Origin of the sequence: Methanorbis furvi, assembly GCF_032714615.1 — an archaeon.
Classification (GTDB): Archaea; Halobacteriota; Methanomicrobia; order Methanomicrobiales; family Methanocorpusculaceae; genus Methanocorpusculum; species Methanocorpusculum furvi.
The window spans coordinates 160,656-174,659 of the sequence record NZ_JAWDKA010000004.1 but is presented as its reverse complement, the minus strand read 5'-3'; the positions used below and the strand labels follow the sequence as shown (position 1 = coordinate 174,659).

The following is a 14,004-nucleotide window of genomic DNA, read 5'->3' as shown; positions in this document are numbered from 1 at the left end:
ATGGTAACAGGTCTTATCGGAAGATCAGCAGGACGCCTGCTTATTCCGTTCATCTTCATCTTCGGCTTCTACGTCGTAGCTCACGGCCACATATCTCCGGGCGGAGGATTCCAGGGAGGAGCAGTGATCGCCACCGGCGTTGCCCTTGTTCTTGTCTGTTACTACTACCGCGAGTGTATGGAAAATTTCATCGAGGCCAAAAACTTCAAACTCATTGAATCCGCAGGTCTCATCCTCTTCATCTGCACAGCCCTTGCCGGACTCGTGCTCGCGTCTTCGTTCTTCTTCAACTGGCTGAACGCAAGCGGCGGACTCTTCGGCAACCCGGTCGAGTACGGTGTGAATGCAGGAGACCTCTTCACCGCAGGAATTATTCCGGTGCTCAACTTTGCGGTTGGTATCGAAGTCTTCGGCGGTCTGTCGGTTGTTCTCCTCTACATGTTTGCAGGACTCAAAGAGTCACTCAATGAAGAGGACGAAACTGAAACTGTCAGCTTTGCCCAGACGGAGGATGAGTCATGATCGCAAACCTTCCGTTCATCGCGGTCGCTGTTCTTATCGGCATCGGCTTTGCGATGGTTCTCCTCAAACGCAACATGATCAAAATGATCATGGGTCTTGGCATCCTTGAAGCAGCGGTCAACCTTTTCCTCGTCAGCCTCGGCTACCGTGAAGGAGGCATTGCCCCAATCTTCACCAGCGCTCCGGAGGGCGTTGAGATGGTCATGCCGACCGTTCAGGCGCTGACTCTGACAAACATCGTTATCGGCGTTGCAACAACAGCACTCATGCTCTCGTTTGTGATGCTGATCTACAAGAAGTACGGAACCGTGAATGCGAACGAGATGCGGAGGCTCAAAGAATGAACGCTGACGTTCTTCTTGCAAACCTTCCGGCACTGCTGATCGCAGTTCCCTTGTTTGGCGCATTCTTAACACCGGTCATCGGCAGATTCCTGTCAAGTATCCGTGACGCATGGGTGATTCTCGCATCCTTTGTCTCATCACTCGTTGCCATTCTTCTTGCGGCACAGGTGTACGCCAAAGGCACAATCGTCTACGTGTTTGGCGCTGCTCCCGGCGTCGGCACGATTCCTGCCGACTCGGGCGGAATTCCTATCCGCATTCTGTTTACGATCGACGGGTTCGGCGCACTGATGCTGATATCTGCTGCGATCGTTTCGTTTGCAGTAATTCTCTACCTCACCCTTTCGCAGAGCAAGAGAAGCTACCGCTCAGAGTTCTATGCCCTCTATCTCCTGCTCACCGCAGGTATCTTCGGTATGGTCTCAACCGGCGACATGTTCAACTTCTTTGTGTTCCTTGAGATCAACTCTCTTGCCGCGTCCGCCTTAATTGCGTACCACCGCAACGGCGGACTTGCCGCAGAAGGGGCACTGAAGTATTTGATCGTCAACACGGTTGGCGCACTGATGATTCTCTTTGCCATCGGTCTGCTGTACGCCCAGTACAACTCACTGAACATGGCGGTGATTGCATCCCAGCTTACACTGACATCCTTAAACATTCTGGCACTTGTCCTCTTCATCGCAGGACTCGGCACCAAAGCAGGAGCAGTACCGTTCCACTTTGCAACGCCCGACGCCTACTCGGTTGCACCGTCCGGCATCACTGCACTCATGATCGTCGCAAGCCAGGCAGGACTCTACGGAATGTTTCGTATTCTCTTCTCGGTGTACGGACATGTGTTCACTTCAGAAACTGTCGGCTGGGTCGTCATCATCCTTGGTGTTCTCTCGATGTTTATCGGTGTCACGATGGCAATTCCGCAGAAGGACATCAAACGCCTGCTCTCGTATCACGCAGTATCCCAGACCGGATACATGCTGCTTGGAGTCGGCGTTGCCCTCGCAGTTCTCGGCGATATTGCACTCACCGACGCATTCGGCAGGATGGCAATGGAAGGAGGTCTCTTCCACATCATCAACCATGCGATGTACAAAGGACTGCTGTTCCTTGCGGTTGGTGCAGTAATTTACCGTACCGGCGTGTGGAATCTCAACGAGATGGGAGGACTCGGCCACAAAATGAAGTGGACGATGATCTTCTTCTTAATCGGTGCCCTTGCGATCGCAGGCATTCCGCCGTTCAACGGTTTTGCCTCAAAGCTGATGATCTATGAATCAACGTTCGCGTTCAATCCGGCAATCGCCGTAATCGCCATGGTCGTAAGTATCCTGACGCTTGCTTCGTTCATGAAGGTCTTCCACTCCGTGTTCATGGGCCCACAACTGCCCGAGTACGAAAAAGTCCGCGAGGTCCCAAAACGAATGCTCGCCGGCATGGCAATTCTCGCATTCTTTGTGGTCGCGTTCGGTCTTGTGCCTGACCTCGTCGTAAATACTCTGGTCGCTCCGGCAGCTGATGCCCTGCTGAATCAGGGTCAGTATATTGCATCCGTTCTTGGAGGTGGATTATGATCGGAACTCTTACAACAGGATTTGGCGTATGGAATCCTCTCGTGTGGCTGTGCGTCATTCTTGTCGCTCTCCTCTTCTCCTGGATAATCTGGAGATGCGGCGAGTCAGACTATGATGAGGACACCGAACAGACTTCGCCCTACCTCTCCGGTAATGCCGAGCCTGCAAAAGGCGCCGTCCACGTTCGTGCCGGCAACATGTACTGGGGATTTACCGCAGCTCTCAAGTCCTACTATGACAAACTCATCCCGCTTCACTCAGGAATTGTGAACGATTACGTCTCATGGTTCCTGATCGGTGTGGTTGTTCTCTTCGCGGTGGTGGTTCTGTTATGAAGCTGACAACTTCACTGAACCGGTCGCTGTGGGTGTTCCACTTCAACAGCGGGTCCTGTAACGGCTGCGACATTGAAATTGTCGCAACCCTTACGCCACGCTATGATCCCGAACGTTTCGGCGTAAAACTGGTCGGCTCCCCGCGTCATGCAGACGTGTTACTGGTAACTGGTCCCGTCACCAATCAGATGGCGGACCGCCTGCGTCTCGTGTATGCCCAGATGCCCGGCCCGAAGCTGGTGATGGTTGTTGGAACCTGTGGTCAGTCCGGCGGTGTGTTCAGCACCTCCTACAACCTTGCAGGTCCGATCGATCAGATCATTCCTGTCGACGTCTACGTCCCCGGATGCGCCCCGCGTCCGGAGGCAATCATTCAGGGCGTGGTGACCGCAATTGCAAAACTTGAACGATTACAGGGAGGAGGTGAGGCATGACCGATAAAATTCTCTCGCCTGAAGAGGTCACGGCACAACTTACCGCCGCCCTTGGTTCGGCGATTCTTGACACCCGCATTCAACGGCGGGCTGAAGGAAGCAAAAAAATTGAAAACATCAATATCTGGATAACGATCCGCCGAGACGCGGTTCACGCAGCAGCTGAAGAGCTGATGAAGATCTGGTATCCGCATCTCTCCTGCATTGCAGGATATGACAAGGGTGCAGACTCGCCTGATCTTCGGATACAGTACATCTTCTCGATCTACGGCGGCGTTGCGAGAGGAGAGTACATGGTGATCTTCTCTTTGGATCTTCCAAAGAACGATGCCCGCCTGCCGACGCTTACTGATATTCTCGAAGGCGCTGCATTTACCGAACATGAGAAGACCGAGTATCTGGGAATCACTATTGACGGCCTTGCACCGGCTCCGCATAAGTTCTTCCTGCCGCAGGACTTCCCGAACGGTGTGTATCCGCTCCGCAAAGACGACAAAAAAATTCCCGACTCAATGGTAAAGGATCTCTGGGCATGCGGCCGTCCTGTAAACAGGCCGCCCGCCCCGCTCGACGGAGGGGATGAGTAACATGGCAAAGAAAGCACCCTACATCGTGCCGGTCGGCCCGATTCACCCGGCGTTAAAAGAGCCGGTTCACATCGAGTTGACGGTTGTCGGTGAAGAGGTAATCTCTGCCGACTTCACTCCCGGCCAGACGCACCGCGGTATTGAGTGGATGGGTCTGTCCAGAAATCCTGTACAGATTGTTCACTTAACCGACCGCATCTGCGGTATCTGCGGCGTGACGCATTCGCTCGCATTCGCTCGGGCAGTCGAACAGATCGCAGACATCACGGTTCCCGAACGGGCAGACTATGTCAGAACAATCATCGCAGAGTTTGAACGCATTCAGTCCCACCTGCTCTGGGCAGGAGTTGCGGCACACGAACTTGGATTTGACACCTTGTTCTATCTTGCATGGCGTGTCCGCGAAGAGGCGATGGATGCAATCGAACTCATCACCGGCAACCGCGTGAACTATGACATCATCCAGATCGGAGGAGTTCGTCGCGACATCACCGAGGATCAGCATGAACAGATCCTTCGCTGTCTCAACAACTACAAGGATCTGTTCGGCAAACTCAAGACTCTCTTCCTCGAAGATGCGGTGATCAGTTCCCGCTGTAAAGGAACCGGACTTCTTTCGTTTGAAAAAGCCATGGCCTACTCAACGGTCGGTCCGACCGCAAGAGCTTCGGGCTGCACGGCTGACCTTCGTGTAGATTATCCATATGCAGCTTACGGAGATCTGGATCTCAAACCGGTTTTACCCACTGCTTACGGCAGCGAAGTGAACGGCGATACGTATGACAGGATCGTTGTCCGCATCTTTGAGATCGCCCAGTCGATTGAAATCATTGAACAGTGTCTTGCAAACATGCCGGCGGGGCCGACACTCTGGGAAGAAAAAGTTGCCAAAATTCTTGCCGCATGCAAGAAGGCCGAAGGCGAAGCTGTCGGCCGCCATGAGGCTCCCCGCGGCGAATGTCTGCATTATGTTGCAATGGACAAATCAGACTCCCCGATCGCATGGAAAGTGAAGGCTTCGTCTTACAGCAACCTGCATGTCTGGCCGCTGATCCTGAAAGGCGCCCAGCTTGCTGACATTCCGGTGATCGTTGCTTCGGTTGATCCCTGTCTCTCCTGCACTGATCGTGTGGCTGTCACGGACGCTGACGCATCCAGAACAAAGATCTTCACCAAAGAGGAGCTGACCCGTTTGTCGTATGAGAAAACGCGGAGGATGAGACAATGAATGTAATTCTTGCAGCAATTGGCGGAACCATTGTTCTTGCGATCCTTGCAATTGTGTTTGGTCTGATCCTTTCCGGAATCGACCGGAGAATTGTCGCCCGCATGCAGGCACGTATCGGCCCGCCGCTTCTTCAGCCGTTCACCGATGTTCGCAAACTGTTTGCAAAGCAGAATATTATTCCGGCGAATGCGATCCCCTGGCTGTTCAATGCCATGCCGATCGTTGCCCTCGCATCAGCGATTGCGATTCTGATGTATCTGCCGTTCGGCAGCTTTGCTCCGATTCTCGGCGAGCTTGGCGATGTTATCCTCGTGCTCTATCTGCTGATCATCCCCTCACTTGCTCTGGTTATCGGCGGTTTTGCATCCGGTTCTCCATATGCAACGGTTGGTGCCCAGCGTGAGATGGTTTCGATGATTGCGTATGAACTGCCGCTTGCAGCAGCAGTGATTGCGATTGCCTGGCGGCTGATGGCCGCAGGCGTTGCGGATCCGTTCTCGATGCTGACCCTGATGCAGACTTCTGCATGGGATGTTGTGGGACCTTTAGGCATTGTTGCCCTCCTGCTGCTTCTCGTGATGCTCGCCTGGGTTACGCCCGGAGAGCTGTCGAAGATTCCGTTCGACTCGCCCGAAGCTGAGACCGAGCTTGCCGGCGGTATTCTTGTTGAGTACTCAGGCAGAAACCTTGGTCTCTTCACGCTTTCCCAGGCAGTGAAGACTGTTGCGATGGCGGCGTTCGGCATTATTCTCCTGCTGCCCTGGAATCTTTCGCCGTTCCTTGGTCTTACCGGAGTTGCCGCGGGCGTCGTGGATCTCATCTTCTTTGTCTTGAAGGTGATCTTCGTCGCGGTTGTTTCAGTCACAGTCGTCCGGACGATGATGGCACGTTTCAGAATTACGCAGGTGATGGGACTCTACTGGCTGGTGCTGGGCGGTCTTGGCGCTGTTGCAATTATTCTGATGATGGCTGATGCATATCTGCTTGGGGTGATCTGAGAATGGCAAAACAGTCGCAAACCAAAAATTTGCCTCGTTCCCCGCGTCGCGGGTCACTTCCCATGCTCAAGGAGATCCTTGTGCAGTCCGTGAAAAAGCCGGTGACGAATCTGTTCCCTGCCGTTCGTCTGCCAAAATCCATCACCGGATTTTTGGGAGATGTTGCAAACGGCAAAGCAACAATTACTCCGCCGGTTGCAGAGCCGAAAGCATTCCGCGGAAAAATTGTCTACGACAGAGCGGCCTGCAATGGATGCGGGCTTTGCCTGAAGGTCTGTCCTGCTCATGCGATTGAGCAGGTGGTTTATCCGCCGGTGAAAATTTCGGTGACCGATGCTGAAGGCAATGTCTCTGAGAAGACGAAGACGGAAAAACGCATTCGGATTTATGTTGCCAGCTGTATCTTCTGCGGACAGTGCATCGATATCTGTTCAAAGGATGCGTTGTCCATGAGTAATGAGTTCCTGCTCGCAACTGAGGACCGGTTCGCCGAGAGTCAGATTGTAGAGTAAAGAGGAACTCTTTTTTTATTTTTTTATTGCCTCGAATTCGAGGCAGTTGAATTCACTGTCATGAAATGATTTTTTTTCTTGAGTAGGAGTTGTGCGATGGCGAATATTTCAAAACGCGAATCGCATGCCTTCCACACGCCATCCCGTCGTGTTCAACTCCTCCTTTCAGGAGTCGCTTCGACCTGTTCACCGCCTCGCAGCTTCGCGGAATAACACGAATAGCACAAATAAAAAAATCCTATACATTTCTAAATGGATAGATATGTTCAAAAAAATAATTTTGGTAATTTTTTAAAAATCGCCATTGGCGATTTTTTTATTCGCGTTATTCGCGTTTCAGAAATCACACCGCGTAACTCCCATATGAAAAAATAAATTTCATCAGATAATTTTTCTGAATCAAAAAAATAAAAAATAAAAAAAAAAGTTCAGCGTCTTCTGACGAGCAGGATCAGAATCAGAACGCCGACTACAAAGATCAGCACCACGACAAGTGAAGCGGTCGGATGCTCTTTGATGAGATCAATCACTACCTCGGATGCTTTTGCTTCGGGCGCGAGGGTGAAGCTCATGTCGTACGTGACGCCCGCATCAAACCTCATCGTCTGTGCATCATCCAGATAGCCTTCCTTCTTCAGAAGAATCGTATGCATTCCGGGGTTGACATCTGTTTGTGTGGTTGGTGTGAATCCTTTGTAGTTGTTGTCGATGAAGATATCAGAGCCTGACGGATTTGAGGAGATGATAACTGTCGCAGTTGACGGAGTTGGCTTCGGTGTTGCGGTCGCTGTTGGCGTCGCCGTGGTCGTTGTAGTCTGGGTTGCCGTTGGTGTTACGCTTGCCGTGGAGGTCGCTGTCGGTGTTGCCGTAGCTGATGATGATCCGATCACGGCCTTCTTTTCATAGGTGGAAACAACAATGCTGCCGCTGGTGATCTCCTCCACCTTCATGATCGTCAGCTCCTGTCCAACGGTCCCCTCCGGCACGGTTCCTTCCAGATGCACGGTGAGAATTGCCTCATACGGCAGTTTGGTGATCGAGTAACCGTCAATGAACCGTTTTCCCGCAGGGAACTCGGTGATCAGTGTTCCGTCATCACGGGTGAGTTTACCTGTCCACTGCTGATTGGAAAGACTTGTTGAGAGGGGCAGCCGGTACACAGTCGTGCCGCGGAGATAGGTGATGGTTACATCAGCAGTCACAGAGTCGCCCGGCATCAGAACGCCTGTGGGGGACACTTTTGCATCGGTATTTGAATGCCAGGCAGCTGCCGGCGCGCAGAGACATGCGGCAAAAAGGACTGCTGCGAGGAGAACGATGAGGATTTTTGTATATTTCATGCCAATCACACAATTTTTTGAGAATATGTTTTTCTGTTTCATTCGAGAGTGTATATATTTTCTGACTGCACGGCTTCAAACCTGAGATTTTTTACACTTTTTTCCAGTAAACAATTTCATCATTGACCGCAGTACATACTTCTTCAATGCCTTTGGTTCTCTTTATCTGCACCTATAACTCTGTCCGCTCCCAGATCGCCGAAGGCGTATGCAGACAACTTCATCCTGACTGGAACATCTGTTCGGCAGGAGTTGCCAGAGGAAACATCTCTCCGTACGTCGTTCGGTGCCTCGAAGAATCAGGATGTGACTGTTCTGAGATGCAGGCAAAACATCTCACCGAACTGCCGGACCAAACGTATGACGTAATCATCGTCCTCTGCGAAAATGCATGGGGAGCAAGAGATCATTTTCCCAAAACAAAAAAATTACTTTTTCATCCGATCCGATCTCCCGAACCATGGATCGGTGAAGATGAACTCTCCGACTACCGCAGAACGAGAGACGAGTTGCGTTGGTGGATGCTGGATGAACTTTCAGACATTCTTTGACACAATCTCTTCCAAATCCGAAATAATTCATTTCCGTGATGTTCTCGTCTACTCCGTGATGTTTTTCCGTGACATGTCCGTGTATTCCGCTTTTCCGTGGGCTGCTCATGAATAACGCCGCAACACCAAATCATCATAAAGAGTATAATCCTATAACACACATTATAGTACCGTGAAGTGGGCAATTCTCGGCGGAGGCTTAACCGGTGTCACCCTCGCCCGTCTCCTTGCGGAACGCGGCGATGACGTAACCGTTCTTGAAAAAGAAACAAAGATTGGCGGACTCTGTCAATCAGAAACACGCAACGGATTTACCTTTGATTCCGGCGGGTCACATATCATATTCTCCAAGGACACCGAAGTCCTTGGATTCATGCAGGATGTCCTCGAAGACAACCGGGACACCCGCAACCGAAATACCAAAATCTACTATAAACACAGGTACATCAAATACCCGTTTGAAAACGGCCTCGCCGACCTGCCCAAAGAAGACCTCTACTTCTGCATCAGCGAGTACATCAAAAATCTCATCGCCACTGAAAAAGGAGAAGTCCCGGTCCCGGAAAACTTCCGCGACTGGATCTATGCAAACTTCGGCAAAGGAATCGCCGAGTGCTACCTTGTTCCCTACAATGAAAAGATCTGGAACTACCCGACCGAAAAAATGTCCAAACACTGGATGGACGGCAGAGTTCCCCGCCCGCCGGTTGACGACATCATCAAATCCGCGATCGGCATCGAAACCGAAGGATACACTCATCAGGCAGTATTCTCCTACCCAATAGACGGCGGCATTGAATCCCTGGTCACCGCAATTGCTGCTCCGATCAAAAACAAGATCATCACCAACTTCGAAGCAGCAACCGTCAAAAAGACTGCGAACGGCTGGGAGATCAGCAACGGAAAACAGACCATCACAGCAGACCGGTTCATCTCCACTGTTCCTTTACAGATTCTTCTTCCGATGCTTGAAGGTGTTCCTGACTCCGTCAGGATCGCCTGTGACGCTCTCCGGTACAACTCCATCGCCTGCATCAGCGTAGGATTCAAAGGAACTGCCCCAGACATCTCATGGATGTACGTCCCCGAAGACGAATGGGGAATGTTCAACCGCCTCTCCTTCCCCTCCAACTTCTCGCATCACGTAGCTCCTGAAGGCTGCGCCGCAGTTCTCGCCGAGATCACCTACAACGAAGGCGACGACATCTCCAAGATGACCGATGCAGAACTTGTTTCTCACACGGTTGACGGTCTCGTTCGGATGGGCATCGTTCCAGGCAAGGCTGATGTCGTTCACGCCGCAGTCGATCACTTCAAGTTCGCCTACGTTGTCTACGACCTCGACTATCTGCAAAATATCAAAACCGTTCGAAATTATCTGGAAGGAACTGCCGGAGTTGATCTCGTCGGCAGATTCTCCCAGTTTGAATATCTGAATATGGACGGCTGCATTCGCAGCGTTCTGGACTTTGTGAACCGGCAATGAAGGTCAACATCTACGTTGAAGACTACTGGGTGTTCAAGTACATCGGCTGTTCCACCCTCGCCCGCATGCTCTACAAAGGCATCGCCGCAGTTCCGGGAGTTGAGGCCTACTACAACAGCTCAAGTCCTTCGATGGATGTCACGCACTACCACTCGTTCGGGCCTGGCGTCCATCTCAACCGGATGCGTAACAAAGGCATCAGCATTCTGACCGCTCACTCAACGCCTCGTCTGAACACCGGCAATGTTGCCGGAGCATCCTACATCAATCGCTTTTACCCGCCGATCTATCGGAAGTTTGATCACATCGTAACGATTACGCCGCCAAGTACCCGCGAGGTGCAGGACATGCTTCCCGATATGCCGATAACGATGATTCCAAACGGCGTGGACCTGACCAGTTTTGCTCCGTCAGATCAGAAGCGTCGTGAGTTTCGTGAGTTCCTCGGAATTTCGGATGACCGGCCGGTTGTTCTGACTGTTGCCCAGCAGACCCCTCGAAAGGGAATCTATGATTTTCTGAACATTGCAGACACGATGCCTGAGTACACGTTTGTGTGGGTTGGCGGTTATCCGTACGGGTTGCTGTCGAGCGACCGCAAGCTGATTGAGGAACGAAAGGCGAAGGCCGGCTCGAATGTTATCTTCACCGGTTTTGTTCCTGATATTACGGCGGTCTACTGCGGAGCAGATCTGTTGTTCATGCCCTCCTACGGCGAGATTATGTCGATTGTTGCTCTGGAGGGGCTTGCGAGCGGTCTGCCGGTTATCTCCCGTGATCTGCCTGAGTTCCGCGAGGTGTTCTCCGGCATCTGCGGATTTTTCTCGAACAATGAGGAGGCTGAGTCCCTGATTCGGGACGAGGATCTCTGGCGGCGGTCGGCAACAACGTCCCGGGCGTCGGTTGAGCAGTTTGATATTCATCGCATTGCAAAGATGCATGTGGATTTGTATGAGAGGCTTTTGGCATGATTTCTGTTATAGTTCCAACATTTAATGAGGAGGAGGGCGTGGAGGCATGCCTTCAGAGTCTGTGTGATCAGACGCTTCCGCGAGATCAATACGAGATCATCGTGGTGGACGGCAACTCGAAGGATAAGACCCGCGAGATTGCGGAGAAGTATGCGGATCTGGTGTTTATTCAGACGAGCAAGAAGGTTGGTGGCGCACGAAATGATGGTGCGATGGCTGCGAAGTACGATATTCTTGCGACAACTGATGCGGACTGTTTTCTCCCCCGCGACTGGCTGGAGAAAGTTCTTGCGGATTTCAAAAAATATCCTGATGCATCCACAATTTACGGAATTGTGTATCCGCTTGAGCCGGGAATTAAGCATAAGCTGTCTCTTCTCGGATACAATATTGTGTCAAGACTCGGCTACTGGACGGGAACTATCTATATGACGCTCGGCTGTAATACTGCGTTCCGGAAGGATCTGTTTATGGAGGCCGGGATGTATATTACGGCTGATGCGGGTGATGATTTTGAGATTGCCCGCCGGATGAAGCTGTATGGAAAGGTGAAGCTTGATACGAATCTGAAGGTCGGGTTTTCGATGCGGCGGTATATTGAGTTTGGGGCGATGAAGTCGATTTACCAGTGGCTGTATATTGTGAGGCACGGGGGAACTTCGGAGAAGTACCAGTACGCCGGAAAGGAGTACGGGAAGAAATAATTTTTTTCCGCAGAATCGTTTTTGATTCTGTTGTCTTTTTTTCACGTGGATGGTTCGTTTTCTTTATCTGTTGTGAGGGCGTAATTATTTCTGTCATCGTTATTCGATTCGGGTAACGAATTTTTGATGAGTGTGGATATGACATATCAGGAGATCTGTTCTTCGATGATTTTAGTACAAAGGAGAAAATACTATGAGTAAACCAGTTCATTCAAAAAAATGTATAATTGCATTCTTGGATTTGTTAGGGGCAACTAAACTTATTTTAGGTGACGACTCACAGGAACAAAATCTGAATAAAATGCGTGGGATCTATGATGAGGTTATAGCACTTCAAAAAGATAATAATCCAAATTTTCGAAAATTTCAGACTGTTCAATTTAAAATATTCTCAGACAACATTGTATTTGTCCAAGAATTAACTACGAACAAAACCGATCCTGTTGATATCATTGAGGGGTTGTTCAGGATATCTGGGGTAGTGAGTGATCTCTTATATTATGCGTTAATAGAACGTGGGTGGATGTTTAGAGGAGCGATCGCTTGTGGGGATGTCTATCTTGATTCAGATATGATTTGGGGTAAAGGGCTTGTCGATGCATATAATGCGGAGCAAAATATTTCCATTTATCCAAGAGTAATTATTACTGATGAGTTAATACACGAAGTTCAAACTTCCAAATCAGAGGTCGTAATATTTTTGAAATTTGAACAGGATTTCGATGGAATATATTATCTGGATTTTTTGACTCTGATGCTTGAAGAATATGAGGATGACTCTCCTGCTATGCAAGCAGGTAAAAAAAACAAACTGATGAAATTTAGAGATACATATAAAGAAATTCTTGACAAATTACCCACAAAACCCGATATCTCTTCAGCGAGAGTTCGTGCAAAACATCACTGGTTCATTAATGACTATAATCGATTTTGTATGAACAATAATTTTGATAAATTTCAGTTGGATCCATCTCTGATTAAAATTGCATTTGATGGCGATGAATCATGATTTCATTATGGGAGTTACGCGATGCGATTTTTTGAAACACGAAACACACGAAACAAAAATGTAGACTGATTAGTGGTGAGTTGGCTTTACTTGGAAAAATCAACCACAGATTCACGCAGATTCCAAATTTGGAATCCGTGTGAATCCGTGGCGTTTTTTTCTCACGAGGCAACACTTCGCTACTCAATAGTACACCGCGTAATTCATATTCATGAAAACAAATCATATTTTACTCCCATGGAGTCTCGGAAGAATGCCGGGAACAAATATGAAATAAAATAATTTTTCCGCGGTATATTTTTCCATAATTATTTTTTGTCAGTTCTTTTTATCTTCCCTCAGGTCCATTTACTTTTATCACCCGCAATTTGAGAGGAGATATTTATGCCGGAAAATATTTTTCCCGATTCTGATGCTGTCTACCGCGACGTTCGCGGCTCAGTGATTTCAGCACAGCGAAGAGTCTACTCTGCAGTAAATGTTTCGATGGTTCTCGCGTATCATGAGATCGGCGAAAAAATATTTCTGGCTGTGGGAGACCGGGCCGAGTACGGGGCATCGCTCATTGCATATCTTGCGAAACGGCTGACTAAGGAGTTTGGAGACGGATTTGACTCCACCAATCTTCGTAAGATGCGACAGTTTTATATATTATTTCCAATTCGAGACGCACTGCGTCTCGAATTGAGTTGGACGCATTATCGCCTGCTGATGCGTGTTTCAAGCGAAAAAGCACGTTTGTTTTACTTGCATGAATGTGCTGAGGCGGGATGGAGTACGCGTCAGCTGGAACGTCAGATATCAACACTCTATTATGAGAGACTGCTTGCAAGCAGGGACACCAAAGGAGTCGCAGAGGAAATTTTTCGTGTGGAACCAAAACCAGAGTATGAAAAAATCATCAAGGATCCATATGTCCTGGAGTTTCTGGATCTGAAAGGGAGATCAGACTGGTACGAAAAAGATCTTGAACAGGCACTGATCGACTCACTGCAGGATTTTTTGCTGGAACTCGGCCGGGGATTTTCATTTGTTGCCAGACAGAAGCGGATAAGTTTTGATGACCGGCATTTTTACATCGATCTGGTATTTTACAACTATATTCTGAAATGTTTCGTGTTGGTGGATCTGAAGCTTGGCGATCTGACGCATCAGGACCTCGGCCAGATGCAGATGTATGTGAACTACTACACGCGTGAACTGATGAACGAGGGAGACAGTTCCCCGATTGGAATCGTTCTGTGTGCAGACAAATCTGATGCCGTCGTAAAGTACACGCTGCCCGAAGGAGAGTCGCAGGTGTTTGCGTCAAAATATATGCTGTGTCTCCCAAAAGAGGAGGAGTTCGCGAAACTGCTTTCAGAGTGGGTTGTGCGGGAAGAAGAGGTCAGATACGAACGGCGGTGAAC

16 protein-coding genes are annotated in these 14,004 nt (G+C 49.7%); 15 read left to right on the top strand and 1 reads right to left on the bottom strand.

Features of this window, described 5'->3' with window-relative positions; translation table 11 throughout:
• Genes McpAg1_RS04785 through McpAg1_RS04745 form a run of 9 tightly spaced genes read left to right on the top strand, consistent with a single transcriptional unit; the run spans nt 1 to nt 6,534 of the window.
• Nucleotides 1-522 (top strand): Na(+)/H(+) antiporter subunit B, encoded by a 522-nt coding sequence (locus McpAg1_RS04785; protein WP_338094157.1) that lies wholly within the window; start codon nt 1-3, stop codon nt 520-522.
• A complete protein-coding gene (locus McpAg1_RS04780) occupies nt 519-866 on the top strand; it encodes a sodium:proton antiporter (RefSeq protein ID WP_338094156.1) in 348 nt (115 codons plus the stop codon). The genes McpAg1_RS04785 and McpAg1_RS04780 overlap by 4 nt, the downstream gene beginning before the upstream one ends.
• Nucleotides 863-2,440, top strand: a complete 1,578-nt coding sequence (locus McpAg1_RS04775; RefSeq protein ID WP_338094155.1) for a proton-conducting transporter transmembrane domain-containing protein — start codon at nt 863-865, stop codon at nt 2,438-2,440. The genes McpAg1_RS04780 and McpAg1_RS04775 overlap by 4 nt, the downstream gene beginning before the upstream one ends.
• Entirely contained in the window at nt 2,437-2,775 is a 339-nt protein-coding gene (mbhI, locus tag McpAg1_RS04770) for a membrane-bound hydrogenase complex subunit MbhI (RefSeq protein ID WP_338094154.1), read from the top strand. The genes McpAg1_RS04775 and mbhI overlap by 4 nt, the downstream gene beginning before the upstream one ends.
• Entirely contained in the window at nt 2,772-3,209 is a 438-nt protein-coding gene (locus McpAg1_RS04765) for an NADH-quinone oxidoreductase subunit B family protein (RefSeq protein WP_338094153.1), read from the top strand. Before mbhI ends, McpAg1_RS04765 begins: the two co-directional genes overlap by 4 nt.
• On the top strand, nt 3,206-3,796 hold the full coding sequence (locus McpAg1_RS04760) for an NADH-quinone oxidoreductase subunit C (RefSeq protein ID WP_338094152.1): 591 nt from the start codon (nt 3,206-3,208) through the stop codon (nt 3,794-3,796). Before McpAg1_RS04765 ends, McpAg1_RS04760 begins: the two co-directional genes overlap by 4 nt.
• A 1-nt stretch (nt 3,797) precedes the next feature.
• On the top strand, nt 3,798-5,024 hold the full coding sequence (locus McpAg1_RS04755; protein WP_338094151.1) for a hydrogenase large subunit: 1,227 nt from the start codon (nt 3,798-3,800) through the stop codon (nt 5,022-5,024).
• Nucleotides 5,021-6,022, top strand: coding sequence for a respiratory chain complex I subunit 1 family protein (locus McpAg1_RS04750; RefSeq protein ID WP_338094150.1), 1,002 nt, complete (start codon nt 5,021-5,023; stop codon nt 6,020-6,022). Before McpAg1_RS04755 ends, McpAg1_RS04750 begins: the two co-directional genes overlap by 4 nt.
• A 2-nt stretch (nt 6,023-6,024) precedes the next feature.
• Nucleotides 6,025-6,534 carry a 4Fe-4S dicluster domain-containing protein gene (locus McpAg1_RS04745; protein ID WP_338094149.1) on the top strand — a complete coding sequence of 170 codons (510 nt, stop codon included), beginning with the start codon at nt 6,025-6,027 and terminating at the stop codon, nt 6,532-6,534.
• A 428-nt stretch (nt 6,535-6,962) separates the two neighbouring features.
• Here McpAg1_RS04745 and McpAg1_RS04740 read toward each other — a convergent pair whose 3' ends face one another.
• On the bottom strand, nt 6,963-7,874 hold the full coding sequence (locus McpAg1_RS04740; RefSeq protein WP_338094148.1) for a PEGA domain-containing protein: 912 nt from the start codon (nt 7,872-7,874) through the stop codon (nt 6,963-6,965).
• A gap of 146 nt (nt 7,875-8,020) precedes the next feature.
• Here McpAg1_RS04740 and McpAg1_RS04735 point away from each other — a divergent pair, with 146 nt between their 5' ends.
• The 6 genes from McpAg1_RS04735 (at nt 8,021) to McpAg1_RS04710 (ending at nt 14,002) form a co-directional block, all read left to right on the top strand.
• Entirely contained in the window at nt 8,021-8,425 is a 405-nt protein-coding gene (locus McpAg1_RS04735) for an arsenate-mycothiol transferase ArsC (RefSeq protein WP_338094147.1), read from the top strand.
• 172 nt (nt 8,426-8,597) lie between these two features.
• Nucleotides 8,598-9,911 carry a protoporphyrinogen/coproporphyrinogen oxidase gene (locus McpAg1_RS04730; RefSeq protein ID WP_338094146.1) on the top strand — a complete coding sequence of 438 codons (1,314 nt, stop codon included), beginning with the start codon at nt 8,598-8,600 and terminating at the stop codon, nt 9,909-9,911.
• Nucleotides 9,908-10,882, top strand: a complete 975-nt coding sequence (locus tag McpAg1_RS04725) for a glycosyltransferase family 4 protein (RefSeq protein WP_338094145.1) — start codon at nt 9,908-9,910, stop codon at nt 10,880-10,882. Before McpAg1_RS04730 ends, McpAg1_RS04725 begins: the two co-directional genes overlap by 4 nt.
• Nucleotides 10,879-11,586: a glycosyltransferase family 2 protein gene (locus tag McpAg1_RS04720; RefSeq protein WP_338094144.1), complete on the top strand. Its 708-nt coding sequence runs from the start codon at nt 10,879-10,881 to the stop codon at nt 11,584-11,586. Before McpAg1_RS04725 ends, McpAg1_RS04720 begins: the two co-directional genes overlap by 4 nt.
• A gap of 193 nt (nt 11,587-11,779) precedes the next feature.
• A complete protein-coding gene (locus tag McpAg1_RS04715; protein ID WP_338094143.1) occupies nt 11,780-12,595 on the top strand; it encodes a hypothetical protein in 816 nt (271 codons plus the stop codon).
• A gap of 384 nt (nt 12,596-12,979) precedes the next feature.
• Nucleotides 12,980-14,002 (top strand): PDDEXK nuclease domain-containing protein, encoded by a 1,023-nt coding sequence (locus McpAg1_RS04710; RefSeq protein WP_338094142.1) that lies wholly within the window; start codon nt 12,980-12,982, stop codon nt 14,000-14,002.
• Nucleotides 14,003-14,004: the final 2 nt, after the last annotated feature.